The 15,321-nt window shown below is 71.9% G+C and carries 16 protein-coding genes and 1 riboswitch; of the genes, 8 read left to right on the top strand and 8 right to left on the bottom strand.

Annotation, left to right across the window (positions count from 1 at the left end; translation table 11 throughout):
- Nucleotides 1-36: 36 nt before the first annotated feature.
- The 3 genes from ACIOEW_RS04470 to ACIOEW_RS04460 form a co-directional block, all read right to left on the bottom strand.
- Nucleotides 37-435: a DUF3040 domain-containing protein gene (locus ACIOEW_RS04470; protein ID WP_350998553.1), complete on the bottom strand. Its 399-nt coding sequence runs from the start codon at nucleotides 433-435 to the stop codon at nucleotides 37-39.
- Between the two features lie 285 nt (nucleotides 436-720).
- Complete coding sequence (locus ACIOEW_RS04465; protein WP_362555163.1) at nucleotides 721-1,479, bottom strand: methyltransferase; 759 nt, start codon at nucleotides 1,477-1,479, stop codon at nucleotides 721-723.
- Between the two features lie 100 nt (nucleotides 1,480-1,579).
- A complete protein-coding gene (locus tag ACIOEW_RS04460) occupies nucleotides 1,580-2,107 on the bottom strand; it encodes an SAV_6107 family HEPN domain-containing protein (RefSeq protein ID WP_362555161.1) in 528 nt (175 codons plus the stop codon).
- Nucleotides 2,108-2,285: 178 nt separating this feature from the next.
- Here ACIOEW_RS04460 and ACIOEW_RS04455 point away from each other — a divergent pair, with 178 nt between their 5' ends.
- The 5 genes from ACIOEW_RS04455 to ACIOEW_RS04435 all read left to right on the top strand — a co-directional run bounded on the left by ACIOEW_RS04455 (nucleotide 2,286) and on the right by ACIOEW_RS04435 (nucleotide 8,317).
- Entirely contained in the window at nucleotides 2,286-3,086 is an 801-nt protein-coding gene (locus tag ACIOEW_RS04455; RefSeq protein ID WP_401961550.1) for an ATP-binding cassette domain-containing protein, read from the top strand.
- Nucleotides 3,058-5,145 carry a YhgE/Pip domain-containing protein gene (locus tag ACIOEW_RS04450; protein ID WP_362555159.1) on the top strand — a complete coding sequence of 696 codons (2,088 nt, stop codon included), beginning with the start codon at nucleotides 3,058-3,060 and terminating at the stop codon, nucleotides 5,143-5,145. Before ACIOEW_RS04455 ends, ACIOEW_RS04450 begins: the two co-directional genes overlap by 29 nt.
- 29 nt (nucleotides 5,146-5,174) lie before the next feature.
- Complete coding sequence (locus tag ACIOEW_RS04445; RefSeq protein WP_362555157.1) at nucleotides 5,175-5,786, top strand: TetR/AcrR family transcriptional regulator; 612 nt, start codon at nucleotides 5,175-5,177, stop codon at nucleotides 5,784-5,786.
- Nucleotides 5,787-6,150: 364 nt separating this feature from the next.
- Entirely contained in the window at nucleotides 6,151-6,768 is a 618-nt protein-coding gene (locus ACIOEW_RS04440) for a DUF4126 domain-containing protein (protein WP_362555155.1), read from the top strand.
- A 31-nt stretch (nucleotides 6,769-6,799) separates the two neighbouring features.
- On the top strand, nucleotides 6,800-8,317 hold the full coding sequence (locus tag ACIOEW_RS04435) for a phytoene desaturase family protein (RefSeq protein WP_401961172.1): 1,518 nt from the start codon (nucleotides 6,800-6,802) through the stop codon (nucleotides 8,315-8,317).
- A gap of 70 nt (nucleotides 8,318-8,387) precedes the next feature.
- Here ACIOEW_RS04435 and ACIOEW_RS04430 read toward each other — a convergent pair whose 3' ends face one another.
- The 5 genes from ACIOEW_RS04430 to ACIOEW_RS04410 all read right to left on the bottom strand — a co-directional run bounded on the left by ACIOEW_RS04430 (nucleotide 8,388) and on the right by ACIOEW_RS04410 (nucleotide 12,793).
- A complete protein-coding gene (locus ACIOEW_RS04430) occupies nucleotides 8,388-9,332 on the bottom strand; it encodes a hypothetical protein (RefSeq protein WP_401961171.1) in 945 nt (314 codons plus the stop codon).
- Nucleotides 9,333-9,382: 50 nt separating this feature from the next.
- Complete coding sequence (metF, locus tag ACIOEW_RS04425; protein WP_362555150.1) at nucleotides 9,383-10,300, bottom strand: methylenetetrahydrofolate reductase [NAD(P)H]; 918 nt, start codon at nucleotides 10,298-10,300, stop codon at nucleotides 9,383-9,385.
- A 123-nt stretch (nucleotides 10,301-10,423) separates the two neighbouring features.
- Complete coding sequence (gene thiE / locus ACIOEW_RS04420) at nucleotides 10,424-11,077, bottom strand: thiamine phosphate synthase (protein WP_401961169.1); 654 nt, start codon at nucleotides 11,075-11,077, stop codon at nucleotides 10,424-10,426.
- Nucleotides 11,078-11,176: 99 nt separating this feature from the next.
- Nucleotides 11,177-11,542 carry an Rv2175c family DNA-binding protein gene (locus ACIOEW_RS04415; protein ID WP_362555147.1) on the bottom strand — a complete coding sequence of 122 codons (366 nt, stop codon included), beginning with the start codon at nucleotides 11,540-11,542 and terminating at the stop codon, nucleotides 11,177-11,179.
- A gap of 69 nt (nucleotides 11,543-11,611) precedes the next feature.
- Nucleotides 11,612-12,793, bottom strand: a complete 1,182-nt coding sequence (locus ACIOEW_RS04410; RefSeq protein ID WP_362555201.1) for an FAD-dependent oxidoreductase — start codon at nucleotides 12,791-12,793, stop codon at nucleotides 11,612-11,614.
- A 214-nt stretch (nucleotides 12,794-13,007) separates the two neighbouring features.
- Nucleotides 13,008-13,120, top strand: a riboswitch (TPP riboswitch).
- Between ACIOEW_RS04410 and thiO the strand changes: the two genes are divergently transcribed.
- From thiO to ACIOEW_RS04395, 3 genes are all read left to right on the top strand, one after another.
- Nucleotides 13,118-14,299 carry a glycine oxidase ThiO gene (gene thiO, locus ACIOEW_RS04405; protein WP_401961166.1) on the top strand — a complete coding sequence of 394 codons (1,182 nt, stop codon included), beginning with the start codon at nucleotides 13,118-13,120 and terminating at the stop codon, nucleotides 14,297-14,299. Its footprint overlaps the riboswitch before it by 3 nt.
- On the top strand, nucleotides 14,296-14,514 hold the full coding sequence (gene thiS / locus ACIOEW_RS04400) for a sulfur carrier protein ThiS (RefSeq protein ID WP_362555143.1): 219 nt from the start codon (nucleotides 14,296-14,298) through the stop codon (nucleotides 14,512-14,514). Before thiO ends, thiS begins: the two co-directional genes overlap by 4 nt.
- A gap of 2 nt (nucleotides 14,515-14,516) precedes the next feature.
- Nucleotides 14,517-15,311, top strand: coding sequence for a thiazole synthase (locus ACIOEW_RS04395; RefSeq protein ID WP_401961164.1), 795 nt, complete (start codon nucleotides 14,517-14,519; stop codon nucleotides 15,309-15,311).
- Nucleotides 15,312-15,321 lie beyond the last annotated feature (10 nt).

Here is a 15,321-nt window from a genome sequence, read left to right as displayed (position 1 = left end):
ATGCGACCGCCCCTCACCCATAAGTGTTCTGAGCGCTTACTGGCCCTGCTCATCACGGCGGCGCTGCCACCGTTGTTCGATCCGGTTCATCACGGACCGGCGCTGTTTGGGCTGTCGGCGTTCGCCCGCACCACCCGCGCGGACTGCTTGTTGCTCGCCCGGCTTCGGCGCTTTGCGCCAACCGGTGACCGCGAGCACCGCGCAGCCCAGCATGACGAGGAACCCCACCACGCTGATCCAGATCTGCTGGGCGACCATTCCGGCCATGAGGAGCGCGATTCCCACCAGGAAGCCAGCAACTGCCTGGTAGACCCGTCGCCGGGTGTATGTACGCAGCCCACTTCCCTCGAGCGCTGTCGCGAACTTGGGATCTTCGGCGTACAGCGCTCGCTCCATTTGCTCGAGCATTCGCTGCTCGTGCTCCGAGAGCGGCACGGAGTCCTCCTCGTCGTCGGCCGCGGGGGGCGGCCGGTATGCGGCCCTTCCAGGATAGGCAGGGAATCGCCCCCGTGAAACCCGCCCTCATTGCCAATCAGCCAGTCCGGGCCGCCACGACGGCTCAGCTGCTGAGGCGTTGATTCCCCAACCTCCGATCCGTCATGCCGGATGGTGTCCCCCGATCATACGGGGCCAATGCCCTGATCGGGGCTGCTGGGGCGTACTCCGTCTGCAGCTGCGTTGCTGATCAGCCGCGCTGCCGGTCGCGATCCGGCCGGTGGCTCAGGCCCGCCTGGTGCCCAGGACGTGCAACTGGGTCGCCACCGAGTGGAACGCCGGCAGCTCAGCGGCCGCCGTCTCCAGCTTGAGCAGGGCTTCCATCGCACCGGGCTCGGTGTCCACCAGTACGCCCGGCACCAGGTCCGCGAAGACGCGGACGCCATGGACAGCGCCGACCTCGACGTCCGCACCCTCGACCAGCTCGGTGAGCTGCTCCGCCGTGTACCGCCGCGGCACCGGGTCACCCTCGCCCCAGCGTCCGGCCGGGTCGCCGAGCGCGTGCCGGGCCTCGGTGAAGTGACCGGCGAGGGCCCGGGCCAGGACCGCACCGCCGAGCCCGGCGGCAAGGAGGCTGAGCGCGCCGGACGGACGGAGCGCCTCGACCGCGTGCCGCACACCCTCGGCGGGGTCGTCCACGTACTCCAGGACTCCGTGGCAGAGCACCGCGTCGTAGCCATCGCGCCCGACCACGTCGAACAGGCCGAGGATGTCCCCCTGGACCCCGTGGACCCGGTCGGCGACCCCCGCCTCGGCGGCGCGGCGCTCCAGCGCGAACAACGCGTTGGGACTGGGATCGACGACGGTGACCCGGTGCCCCAGACGCGCGACGGGCACGGCGAAGTTGCCCGTACCGCCGCCGGTGTCCAGTACGTCCAGGGCGTCCCTGCCGGTCGCCTTGACCTGGCGGTCGAGAGCGTCCTTGAGGATCTCCCAGACCACGGCGGTACGGAGGGAGGCGCGGGGGCGCAGCTGGTCCGACACGGCAGTTGTCTCCTCGGCACGGTGCCGCCGCTGACGGCGGAGCGTGAACGGCGCAGGTAGTAGGTCCCGTCCACCCTATTGCCTTGCGCCGCCGTCGCCGTCATCCCGCATCCGACCGTTCCCCGCGGGGTTGCGGGAGGACCGGCTGGAGCGCCAGCAGCCGCTCCACCAGGCGAAGGAACATCGCCGCGTCGCGCAACAGGTCGTCCGCGTCCCGTCGGCCGGCCGCACCCGGTATGCCCGCTTCCGCCCGGGCCCGGCGACGGGCGCCGGAGGCGAACAGCGCGCTCCACTCGGTGAGCTCCGGGGCGATTTCCGGCAGGACCTCCCAGGCGCTGCGGATCCTCTCCCGGCGCCGCCGGGAGGTCTCGGGCCGTCCGCGGACGGCGAGCACCGCGGCGGCGGTGCGCAGCGCGGCGAGGTGGGCGGTGGCATAGCGCTCGTTCGGTACGTCGAGAACAGCTGCCTCTTCGAGGCCGGCGCGGGCCTGGGCGAGGAGATCGAGAGCGGCGGGCGGCGCCGTGGTGCGCCGGAGTACGGGGTGGACGTCGTGTGCCGGACCGGTCGGTGAGGGGGCAGGGCCGTCTGCGCGGCGTCGCGGAGCGGCTGCTGCGGACGAGTGGGCCATGACAGAACCTCCTGTCTCGTAACGGCTTCGTGGCCGTCTGTATCCATCGTGACCGCCACCACTGACAATCGGCCCGAATCCCCCTTCGAACTGGGCTTTTGCCTCGATCGCAAGTTCGGGCTACATTTTTGTACTGACCGGTCAGTACAAGGAACCACGGGGAGGGTCAGTGGACAGCCTGGACAGCCCGCACGGGGCAGCTGTCACAGCCGACGGTCTCGGCCTCAAGGGGCCGCGCGGATGGGCGTTCCGGGACGTGACGTTCAGCGCCGCCCCCGGGTCCCTGATCGCGGTCGAGGGCCCATCCGGTTCGGGGCGCACCTGCCTGCTGCTCGCTCTCACCGGCCGGATGCGCCCCACCGAGGGCGAGGCCGCGACCGGCGGCCTGCGCCTGCCGCGCCGGGCCGCGGCCGTACGCCGTATCGCGGCACTGGGCCCGGTGCCCGGGGTCAGCGAACTCGACCCGGCCTTCACGGTCGCCGAGCACCTGCGCGAACGCGCCCTGTTGCAGCGCCGTTTCGACGGCTCTCTGCGCACCCTGCTGCGGCCGCGCCGCGAGCGCGTCGCCGAGGCACGGGCCCGGATCGACACCGCGCTGAAGACGGCCGGGCTCGACCTCGCCACCCTGCCCAAGGCCGAGCGGACCTCCGTACGGGATCTGGAGCGGCTGGAGACGCTGCGGCTCTCCGTCGCCCTCGCGCTGATCGGCCGGCCGCGGCTGCTCGCGGTGGACGACACCGACCTCAAGCTCTCCGACGCGGAACGCGCGAAGGCCTGGGAACTGCTGCGTCTCCTCGCCGCCGACGGCACGACCGTGCTGGCCGTGTGCAGCCAGGCTCCCGAGGACGCCGTCACCGTGCGCACCGGCACCACCGGCACGACAGACCCCACAGACACCACCGGGGAGCCCGCGTCGCCGGCCGCCCCGGTACACGACGAAGGGACGGCCGATGCGTTCGCCGAGACTGGCCGCGCTTGAGCTGAGGCGCTTCGGCAGGGGGAAGCTGCCGCGCGCCGCACTGGCCGCGCTCCTGCTGCTGCCGTTGCTCTACGGGGCCCTGTACCTGTGGTCGTTCTGGGACCCGTACGGCCGTCTGGACCGCATCCCCGTCGCGCTGGTCAATGACGACAAGGGCGCCACCGCCGCGGGCAGGCACCTCGCGGCCGGCGACGAGATCACCGGCAAACTGCTCGACTCCCAGGTCTTCGAGTGGCACGAGGTGAGCGCCACCGAAGCACACAAGGGCGTCGAGGACGGCACGTACTACCTCTCGCTGACCATGCCCTCGGACTTCAGCGAGCGCATCGCCTCCAGCGCCGGCGACTCCCCCGAGACGGGCGCGCTCCAGGTGCGCACCAACGACGCGAACAACTACATCGTCGGTCAGATCTCCCGGACGGTCTTCTCCGAGGTCCGCACCGCCGCGTCGACCAACGCCTCCCGGGGCTTCCTCGACCGGATCTTCATCAACTTCTCCGATCTCCACGACGCGACGGCGAAGGCGGCCAGGGGCGCCGCCGACCTCGAGGGCGGGATCGGCAAGGCGAAGAAGGGATCGAAGGACCTCGCGGACGGGCTGAAGGACGCGAAGGCCGGCAGCAGCCGGCTGGCCACCGGCATCGTCCAGCTGAACAAGGGCGCGGGCGACCTGGAAACCGGCTCGCGCCAGGTCGCCGACGGCACCCAGCTGCTGGCCGACAAGGTCAACGGGGTGGCCGCCGACGTCCGCCCGTTCCTGAAAGACAACGGCAAGGCGATCGGCGACACGGCCCGGCTCGTCGCCGACTCCTCGCAGACCGTACGGGACAACCTCGACCTGCTGGTGAAGGCGGCCCCCACCGCCGCCACCGCCGCCCACACGGCCTCCGACGACCTCGCCGAGGTCCATCGCACCCGGTGCGTGGAGCAGCCGCTTCCCGATCCCACCGTCTGCGCGCCGCTGAAGCGGGCCGTGACGGCGGCGGCCGATGTCGCCGCCGTGGCCGACGACGTCAACGTCCTGGTCGAGAACCAGAACGGGGACCTCAAGAAGCTGCGGACCCAGCTGACCACCCTGCAGCAGCAGGCGAACGCACTCGCCGAACGCTCCCCGCACCTGGACGAGGACCTGGAGAGCGCCGTCAAGAAGGTCAACGCGCTCAACACCGGTGCCCGCAAGGTCGCCAAGGGTGCCGACCAACTGCACACCGGCCTGGCCACCGCCAAGTCGGGCTCCGCCGAGCTGAACACCGGGGTCGGCGACCTCAAGAAGGGTGCGACGAGCCTCGACAGCGGGATGATCCGGCTCGGCGACGGTTCGGCCACGCTCGCCAAGGGGCTCGACGACGGGGTCGACAGGATCCCCGACTACGACAAGAAGGACCGCGACGCCCGTACGGGGGTCATGGCCGACCCCGTGCAACTGGCCTCCCAGTCGCTGCACGCGGCCCCGAACTACGGCACCGGCTTCGCCCCCTACTTCATCCCGCTCTCCCTCTGGGTCGGCGCGATGGTGGCGTACATGCTGATCCAGCCGCTCAACCGGCGCGCCCTGGCCGCCGGGGCACCGGCCTGGCGGATCGCCTTCGCGGGCTGGCTGCCGGTGGCCGCGATCGGTCTGCTCCAGGTGGCCGCGCTGATGTCCGTACTGCACTGGGGGCTCGGCCTCCAGATGGCCCACGCCGCCGGCACGATCGGCTTCCTGGCCCTGGTCACCTGCTGCTTCGGGGCGATCGTGCAGTGGCTGAACGCCCGCTTCGGGGCGGCGGGCCGCATCCTCGTCCTCGCGGTGCTGATGCTCCAGCTGACCTCGGCCGGCGGCACGTACCCCGTACAGACGAGTCCGGGCTTCTTCAACGCGATCCATCCGTACCTGCCCATGAGCTACGTCGTCGAGGGCCTGCGCCGTCTGATCACGGGCGGCGGACTCGGGCCGGTCTGGCAGGGCTGTGCGGTACTCCTGGCCTTCACCGCCGGGGCACTCGCGCTGACCGCGTTCTCCGCGCGCCGCAAGCAGGTGTGGACCCTGGACCGGCTGCACCCGGAGCTGAGTCTGTGAGCGCTCCCGGACCTGTGAGAATCAGGAGCATGGAAAGCAGTAGCGCCACACGCCGCCAGGCCACCCGGCAGAAGCTCTACGAAGCGGCCGTGACCCTCATCGCGGAGAAGGGGTTCTCGGCCACCACGGTGGACGAGATCGCCGAGCGTGCCGGCGTCGCCAAGGGCACCGTGTACTACAACTTCAAGAGCAAGACCGAGCTCTTCGAGGAGCTCTTGCGCCACGGAGTCGGGCTGCTCACCTCCTCGCTGCGTACGGCGGCGGAGGAGACCGACGAGCGCGGTGGCAGCCGGGTCGAGGCGCTGGACGCCATGATCCGGGCCGGTCTGGTCTTCATCGACCGCTATCCGGCCTTCACCCAGCTGTACGTGGCCGAGCTGTGGCGCACCAACCGCGCCTGGCAGGCCACCCTGCTGGTGGTGCGTCAGGAGGCCGTCGCCGTGGTCGAGGGTGTTCTCAGGCAGGGTGTCGAGGGCGGCGAGCTCAGCGATGAGATCGACATCCCGCTGACGGCGGCAGCGCTGGTCGGCATGGTGCTGGTGGCGGCGCTGGACTGGCAGGCGTTCCAGCCGGAGCGGTCGATCGACGACGTGCACTCGGCGCTGTCACTGCTGCTGCACGGGCGGGTCAGCGGGCGCTGACCCCGGATCCGTCCCTCCCCCGGGACACACGAAGGCGCCGGTCCGACAGGGCTCGGTCCCCCCGAGCCTCGCCTGACCGGCGCCTTCCGTGCTGCCGGAGGACCTTCCCCCGTGAACCCCCGTGTTCCCCCGTGGTCCCGAGTCCTCCGCCGTGCACCCCCGTTCGGAAAGGAGTGCCGCGCCCGTTCCGCCGCCCCGTGCCGGCGGTACCGGCGCAGCGCCCCTTCCGTGGTCTCCACTCTGCCGTTTCCGCAGGTCGCACCCCATCCGCGTCCCTACTCATCTCACCTCCTAGGTACGGATACTCAGACCTGCGCACCCGCACCCTCCCGCTCCGGTACGGCGCCTGGTTACGATCACGTCCGTGTCCGTACTCCCCCTGGTGTTCACGAGTGGCTGGGCGAGCGGGATCAACGCCTACGCGGTGGTCCTCCTCCTCGGCATCTTCGGCGCTACCGGAGTCACCGACGAGGTGCCGGCCTCGCTGCAGCGCACCGACGTCCTGATCGTGGCCGGTGTGCTCTTCCTGTGCGAGGTGGTGGCGGACAAGATCCCGTACGTGGACTCGGTCTGGGACGCGGCGCACACCGTCATCAGACCGCTCGCCGGGGCCGTCGTGGCGGCTCTGCTGGCGGGCGACAGCGGTTCGCTGCCGGAGGTCGCCGCGGGGGCCATCGGTGGTTCCACCGCGCTGATGAGCCATCTGGTGAAGGCCGGCACCCGGATGGCGGTCAACACCTCCCCCGAGCCGTTCAGCAATATCGCCGTGAGCACGGCCGAGGACCTGGGCGTCGCCGGAGTCGTCACCTTCGCCATATTCCATCCGTGGATCGCGGCTTCCATCGCCGCGGTGCTGCTGGTGCTCGGCCTGGTGATACTCGTCTTCCTCGCCTCCCGGATCCGCCGGTTCCTGCGCCGCAGAGCGCAGCGACGCGAGGAGAAGCGGCTGGCCGCCTCCGCTTCCCACCGGCCTGACGGCTGAGCTGTCAGCAGCGGCCGTTAAAGTCGCAGCCATGGCACGTATTGCGGTGATCGGCGCCGGGTTGGGCGCGATGTCGGCGGCGGCACGGCTGGCCGTGGCGGGCCACCGGGTGACGGTCTACGAGCGGTCGGAGACCTTCGGCGGCTCGCTCGGCCGCCATGCCCTGGACGGCTTCACGTTCGACACGGGCCCCGGCCTGCTCCATCTGCCCGCCGTCTACCGCGACCTGTTCGTGAAGACCGGCAAGGAATCGCTGGAGCAGTGCGTCACCCTGAGCCAGGTCGACCCGGCGAGCCGCCATGTCTTCGCGGACGGCACCGATGTGTCCCTGCCGAACGCCTCGCGGGCCGGCGTCGTCGGAGCCCTGGACGCCGCACTCGGGGGCGGCGCCGGCGCAAGCTGGGGTGCGTTCCTCGACCGGGCAGGGGACGCCTGGGACCGGTCCCGGCGGCCCCTGCTGGAGGAGCCGCTGCGCCCCGACTGGCAGGTGCTGACCCGCGATCCGTATCCGGCGCCCGTGAAGCGGCGGCTGCTGCGCCCCGCCCTTCGGGCCGGCACGGTGACGGAGATCGGCTCCTGGGAGCTGGCGGATCCCCGGCTGGCCGCCCTGCTGGACGGGTACGCGCTGTCGTACGGCCTCGATCCCCTGCACGCCCCGGCGAGCGCGGCCCTGTTGCCGTACATGGAGGAGACGTTCGGCAGTTGGTACGTCTCCGGCGGCATGCGGGCGCTGGCGCAGGCGGTGTACGAGCGGTGTCTGGCCCGGAAGGTGGAGTTCGTCTTCGGCGCGGAGGTGGCCCGGGTCCTGAAGAAGAACGGCAGGGCTGCGGGCGTGGAGCTGGCGGACGGGACGGTCACGGAGGCGGCCCACGTGGTGCTGGGTGCCCGGCCGCACCCCGGTCTGATGCCCGTTCAGGAGCTCTGGCAGGACGGCGACGTGGCGGTTCAGCCGCGGCCCGAGGGCTCCGCCCCGACGGGCCGGTTCCTGGTGCTGCTGTCACTGCGCGGCGCCAGGCCCGCGGATGCCGTGCACCGGACGCTGGTGCATCCGGCGGACGGGGCGGCCGAACGCGAGGCGGTGTTCGACGGCCGTCTCGCGACGCACCCCACGGTGACGGTGCTGCGCCCCGACGATCCCTCCACCCGCCCCGACGAGGCCCACGAGGCCGTGACGCTGACGGCGACGGTCGCCCCGCACGGCCCGGTGGACTGGACGGACGAAGCGCTGCGGGCGCGGTTCGCGGACACCCTGATCGACACCGCGGGCGCGGCCGTGCCGGCTCTGCGGGACCGGGTGCTCCGCATGGAGGTGCGGACACCCGCGGAGTCCGCTGCCGAGACGGGCGCGCCGGGCGGTGCCGTTCCCGCGCCCGCGCTGGCGGGCGCGGAGGGCGGCTACCTCCACGCGGGCAATCGCACCCGGCTGCCGGGACTGTTCCTGGCGGGCGGCTGGTCGCATCCCGGCGGTGGTCCGGCTCACGCGGGGATGTCGGGGGCGCTGGTCGCGGGGCTCATCGTCGAGGGGGACGGGTTCCGCGGGTCGCAGTGAGTGCCGCGGCCGGGAGCGGGGCGGCGCTTCGCCCCCGGTCGCCGGAAGGGCACCCCGTCAGGCGCTGGAATCAGTAGCGGTACTGCTCGTTGTAGCCCGTGTCGTACCCGTTCGGATACGGCGCCTGCTGGGCGGGCTGCTCGGGAGGCATCGGCGGGTACTGCTCGCCCTCGCGCTGCTGCGGCACCCAGACACCTCCCGGCGGGGTCTCGGAGGCGTACGGCTGGGACTGGGCGTACGGGTCGGCGAACTGCTGGCCGCCACCGTAGCTGTCGTAGGACCCGTCACTCCCGTAGTTCCCGTACGCCCCGTACTGCGGGGTGCTCGCGGTGGTGCCGATGTACGGGTCGGAGTAAGCGGCGTACTGCTGCTGGTCCGTGCCGTAGTCGTACTGCCCGGCTTCCGCGTAGGTGTCCTGGCCCGCTCCCGCGTAGGGGGGTTCCTGGCCTTGCGCCGGGTACGGGGAGTAGTCGGTGTACGCGGCGTACTGCGGCTGTCCCTGCGGCTGCTGGTGCTCCTGGTACTGATCCTGCTGGTACTGATCCTGCTGGTGTTCGTGCTGCGGGCGGTGATCGGTGTAGATGCCGTACTGACCGGTGTCGTCGGGCAGTGGCTCCGGCGCGTAGACCGCGGCCGCACCGGCCTGCGGTGCGGCGGACGGCTGGGCCGGCTCCTCACCGTCGTGCTCCATCTCCAGGTCCGAGACCTGGAGTGTGGGCTCGCGGTCGGTGCCGCCGCGGCGGCGCCGGCTCTCCCCCGGGCTGCCCCCTATGGCCCAGCCGGTCGAGAAGCCGCGACGGAAGGAGAGCGTGACGTACGTCTGGCCAGTCGCGAAGGCGATCGCGCCGACGGCGATGACGAACACGGACGGCATCAGGACACCGATGACGACACCGACGAAGCCGGTGAAGGCGAGCAGGCGCCAGCGCAGGCGTGCCTTGTACTGCAGCAGCACCTCGCCGAGCAGCCACAGCGCAACGATGCCGAACGCGATGTAGAGGACCGTCCAGCCCATGCCCGCCCCCTTCTACGGCCACCGCCCCGGGTCGCGGCGGGTACGGCCGGTCACGACTGCTTGTGCAGTCCGAGATTTTCGTAGATTTCGAGCGTCGCCGTCGAGTTGTTCAACGTGATGAAGTGCAGCCCGGGGACACCCTCGGAAAGCAGCTTCGCGCAGAACCGCGTTGCGAAGTCGATGCCAATGGAGCGTACAGCGGCGGGATCGTCCTTGGCGGCGAGGATGCGTTCTTTCAGGGACGCGGGCAGCGTCGCATTGCTGAGCTGCGCGAATCGCTCCAATTGCCCGACGCTCGTGAGGGGCATCACCTCGGGGATGACCGGGGTTTCGCAACCCGCAGCGACCACCCGGTCACGCATCCGCAGATAACTCTCCGGATCGAAGAACATTTGCGTGATCGCGTAATCCGCACCGGCGCGGCACTTGTCCACGAAATGCCGGATGTCGGTGTCCCAGTCCGCCGAGCGCGGGTGCCGTTCGGGGAATGCCGCGACGCCGACGCAGAAATCGCCGGATTCCTTGATCAGCCGGACGAGGTCCGCCGCGTACCGCACGCCCTGCGGGTGCTCGACCCACGGACCCATCGGGTCGCCCGGCGGGTCTCCACGCACGGCGAGGATGTTCCGGATACCGGCGTCCGCGTACTGACCGACCATGTTGCGCAGTTCGGCGACGGAGTGGTTGACGGCGGTGAGGTGCGCGACCGGCGTGAGCGTGGACTCGGCGGCGATGTCCTGGGTCGCCTTCACCGTGCCGGCCCGGGTGGATCCGCCGGCTCCGTACGTCACGGAGACGAAGCTCGGTCCCACCGCCTCGACCCGGCGCAGCGCGTTCCAGAGGTTCCGCTCGCCCTTCTCGGTCTTGGGCGCCCAGAACTCGAAGGAGTACGAGGTCTTGCCGGTCGCGAGCATCTCACGCACGGTGCGCGCGTGATCCGTCCTGGTGGAAGGTGTACCAAGGGCCATACCGGCAGGTTAACCAGGGCGCGGCAAGCTCCCAACCGAACTGGGGCGATTTGCCTCGATTACCCGCTTCTTTGTCCACACTTCGGACACTCATGTCTCAAACCGGCACCTTCGGCCCCCGCATCACCCGGCGGCGCGGTCGCGGATCCTTCCCGCCAGTCCGGCGGCGGCAGCAGCCGGATCGGATGCCTCCGTGACGGCCCGCACGACGACGACCCGGCGCGCTCCGGCGTCCAGCACCTCGTCGAGGTTGTCTGCGTCGATCCCGCCGATGGCGAACCACGGACGGGCGGGGGCGAGCGAGGCGGCGTAGCGGACGAGATCCAGGCCGGGGGCGTGCCGGCCGGGCTTGGTCGGCGTGGGCCAGCAGGGGCCGGTGCAGAAGTAGTCCACACCGGGTTCGGCGACGGCCGCGTCGACCTCGGACTCGGCATGGGTGGAGCGGCCGATGACCACGTCATCGCCGATGATCGCGCGTGCGGCCGGGACAGGCAGGTCGCCCTGGCCCAGGTGCAGCACGTCGGAACCGATGGCGTGGGCGACGTCGGCCCGGTCGTTGACCGCGAGGAGCTTGCCGTGGCGCTTGCAGGCGTCGGCGAAGACCGCGAGGTGTTCGAGCTCCTCGGCCGCCTCCATGCCCTTGTCGCGCAGCTGGATGATGTCCACGCCACTGGAGAGGACCGCGTCGAGGAACGCGGGAAGGTCACCCTGGCGCCGGCGGGCGTCCGTGCACAGGTAGAGCCGGGCGTCGGACAGCAGCGCGCGAGGCGTGGACATGGTGCGGTTCCCCCCGGGGAAGGCGATGGCGGTGGTTCGGTGGCGCCGCGCGGGACGCGGGCCGCGTCGTGCGGCCCGCGTCCCCCGTGCGGCTGTCGGTCAGACGGCGAGCGCCTGGGCGCGGCGCTTCACCTCCGTGCCGCGATTCTCACTCAGCGCCTGCGCGGGCGTGCCCGGCAGGCTCGGGTCGGGGGTGAAGAGCCATTCCAGCATCTCCGCGTCGGAGTAGCCGTCGTCCCTCAGGAGCGTCAGGGTCCCCGAAAGGCCCTTGACCACCTTGTCGCCGTCGATGAAGGCGGCAGGCACCTGAAGCGCACGGTTCTCACCACGTCGTAGGGCAATGAGCTGACCGTCCTTGACCAGCTGGCGCACGCGTGTCACCTCGACACCGAACATTTCGGCGATGTCGGGAAGGTGGAGCCAGGCAGGGACGAGAGCATCGATCTTTGCGTCAATCTCGGTCACGGGGACAAGCGTGCCATCCCGGACCGGCAGTCGGTACCCGGGCCGCCCGTACGGGGGCCGGACGCGCCGTCAGAGCGTGGCCGATTTCAGGGGCACGGAGGGGTCGGCGACCCGCTCCGGGGCGAGCTCCGCCCCCGATTCGACGAGTTTGCGCCCCTGCGCCAGATCGCGCGGACGGCCGACCGCCAGTACGGCGACGAGCGCCCCGGCGCGCAGCCAGCACACCGTCCACGCGGGTTCGGCCGGATCGCCTCGCCACACCAGGGTGTCGGCCCCCGCGTGGTGGCCCGCGTACTGGACGAAGCGGCCGAACTGCTCGGACCAGAAGTAGGGCACGGGGTCGTAGACCGGGAGCTGCCCGTCGCCCTCCGGGGTGGCGGCGGTGACGGCGGCGGCGACGGTCCGCGGCCCCTGGAGGGCGTTGTCCCAGTGGTGGACGAGCAGCCGCTCACCGTACCTGGCCGAGGGGAAGGAGGCGCAGTCCCCGACCGCGTACACATCGGGGAGCGAGGTGCGCAGGGACGCGTCCGCGGTCACCGATCCGTCCGGGCCGAGCTCGATCCCCGATCCGGCCAGCCAGCCGGTCGCGGGCCGGGCGCCGATGCCGACGACGACCGCGTCCGCCGGGATCTCACGGCCGTCCGCCAGGACCACGTGACCGGCTTCGATGCGGTCGACCCGGGCACCGGTGACGAGTGCGGCGCCGCTCTCGGCGTACCAGCCGGTCATGGGGGCCGCCACCTCTGCGGGCAGCGCGCCGGCGAGCGGGCGTCCGGCCGCCTCGACGACGGTGACCGCGCAGCCGGCCGCGCGGGCCGCGGTGGCGAACTCGGCGCCGATCCAGCCCGCGCCGACGACCACGACATCGTGCCGCTGTTCGAGGACCGGGCGCAGCCGCGCGGCGTCGTCCAGCGTGCGCAGGAGGTGGACGCCCGGGACGCCCTCGGTGCCGGGCAGCATCAGGGGCTCGGCGCCGGTGGCGACAACCAGGACGTCGTAGGGGACGGGCCCGTCCGGGGTGTCCAGTTCGTGGTCGCCCGCGCGCAGCGCGGTCACGTCGAGGCCGAGCCTCAGGGTGATGTCCAGCGCCTCGAAGTCGATGTCGAAGGCCGAGTCCTCGGCCTTGCCGAGAAGGACCGCCTTCGACAGCGGGGGCCGGTCGTACGGCTGGTGCGGTTCGGCGCCGATCAGCGTGACGGGGCCGGTGAAGCCCTGTTCTCGCAGGGCCACCGCGGTCTGTACGCCCGCCATGCCCGCTCCGGCGATCACGACGCGGCGGCTCTGCCGCGGCTCTGTCTGCTGTTGTCCGGTCTGCTCGTCCACCCTTCCACCTTAAGCAACTGACGGTCCGTCAGGAAGGTGCTTCCCGGTTCGCCGCCACCGGACCACCGCGCCCCTTCCCCCGTTCACGGCACCACCGGCTCCCCTTGCCGGGGGCGCGGGGCAGGGGTTTAGGGTAGCCGTGCACATCACTCGCGGGAGCCCGGTCGTACCGGGCTGAGAGGGAGGCTGGACGGCCTTCGACCGTACGAACCTGATCCGGGTCATGCCGGCGAAGGGAGGGGCTGGACGCCCATGCGCACACACCGTACGAACGGGTCCGACGTCCTCGTCATCGGGGGCGGCATCATCGGCCTGGTGACCGCCTGGCGGGCCGCGCAGCGCGGCCTGGCCACCGCCGTCGTCGATCCCGAACCGGGCGGCGGCGCAGCCCAGGTCGCGGCGGGGATGCTGGCCGCCGTCACCGAACTCCACTACGGCGAGGAGATGCTGCTCGGTCTCAACGTCGCCTCCGCCGCGCGCTATCCGGCGTTCGCGGCCGAACTGGAGGCGGCGAGCGGACAGGACATCGGCTTTCGCACCTGCGGCACCCTGGCCGTCGCACTGGACGCCGACGACCGCGCCCATCTGCGGGAACTCCATGCCCTGCACTGCCGCTCGGGCCTGGAGTCGGAGTGGCTCACCGGCCGGGAGTGCCGCCGCCTCGAACCGATGCTCGCACCGGGCATACGCGGCGGCCTGCGGGTCGACGGCGACCACCAGGTCGACCCGCGCCGGCTGGCCGCCGCACTGCTGACGGCGTGCGAGCGGGCCGGGGTCGTCCTCCACCGCCAACGTGCCGAGCGGCTCTCGGTCACGGGCGACCGGGCCACCGGAGCCGTACTGGCCGACGGTACGCAGCCGGAGGCCGATCAGGTGGTGCTCGCCGCGGGCAGCCTCAGCGGCCGGCTCGCAGGGGTGCCGAAGCACGTCCTGCCCCCGGTCCGCCCGGTGAAGGGCCAGGTGCTGCGGCTGACCGTGCCCACCACGTACGCACCCTTCCTCTCCCGCACCCTGCGGGCCGTGGTCCGGGGCAGCCACGTCTATCTCGTGCCCCGTGAGAACGGCGAGCTGGTCATCGGCGCCACGAGCGAGGAAATGGGCTGGGACACCACCGTCACGGCGGGCGGTGTGTACGAGCTGCTGCGCGACGCGCACGAACTGGTGCCGGGCATCACCGAACTGCCGCTCACCGAGACCCGCGCCGGTCTGCGCCCCGCCTCCCCCGACAACGCCCCGCTGCTCGGCCGCACCGCGCTGCCCGGCCTCCATCTCGCCACCGGCCACCACCGCAACGGGGTGCTGCTCACCCCCGTCACCGGGGACGCCATGGCGCAGCTGCTGGCGGACGGCGAGCTGCCCGAGGTGGCCCGCCCCTTCTCCGCCGGCCGCTTCTCGCCCGCCGCCGCCCCCGTACCTCAGGAGCAGCCCGCATGACCGAGCCCACCACCCTTTCCGTCTCCGTGAACGGCGAGGCCCTCGCCGTCGCGCCGGGCACCACCCTGGACACCCTGGTCGCCTCGCTGACCAGCGCGTCCTCGGGCGTCGCGGCCGCCCTGAACGAGACCGTCGTGCCGCGCGGCCAGTGGCCCGCTGCCGCGCTCACCGACGGCGACCGGGTCGAGGTCCTCACCGCGGTCCAGGGAGGCTGACCATGTCCGACGACGTCTTCACCCTCGGCGGCACCGTCCTCGGCTCCCGGCTGATCATGGGAACGGGCGGGGCGCCCAGCCTGGACGTGCTGGAGCGGTCCCTGACCGCCTCGGGCACCGGGCTGACGACCGTGGCGATGCGCCGGCTCGACCCGACCGTGCGGGGCTCCGTGCTCTCCGTACTGGAGAAGCTCTCCATCCGCGTGCTGCCGAACACGGCGGGCTGCTTCACGGCGGGCGAGGCCGTGCTCACCGCCCGGCTCGCCCGCGAGGCGCTCGGCACCGACTGGGTCAAGCTGGAGGTGGTGGCGGACGAGCGCACCCTGCTGCCCGACCCCATCGAGCTGCTGGACGCCGCGGAGACGCTGGTGGACGACGGCTTCACCGTGCTGCCGTACACGAACGACGACCCGGTGCTGGCCCGGAAGCTCGAGGACGTGGGCTGTGCGGCGATCATGCCGCTCGGCTCCCCCATCGGCTCCGGTCTGGGCATCCGGAACCCGCACAACTTCCAGCTGATCGTCGAGCAGGCGCGGGTCCCGGTGATCCTGGACGCGGGCGCCGGCACGGCGTCGGACGCGGCGCTCGCCATGGAACTGGGATGTGCGGCCGTGATGCTGGCGTCGGCGGTGACCCGGGCCCAGGAACCCGAGCTGATGGCCGCGGCGATGCGCCACGCGGTGGAGGGCGGGCGGCTCGCGTACCGCGCGGGGCGGATTCCCCGCCGCCACTTCGCCGAGGCGTCGTCGCCGACGGAGGGGCGGGCGGTGCTGGATCCGGAGCGCCCGGCGTTCTGAGTCCGGAGGC

Origin of the sequence: Streptomyces sp. NPDC087901, assembly GCF_044742205.1 — a bacterium.
Lineage (GTDB): Bacteria > Actinomycetota > Actinomycetes > Streptomycetales > Streptomycetaceae > Streptomyces.
This window is presented reverse-complemented; position numbering and strand designations above follow the sequence as displayed.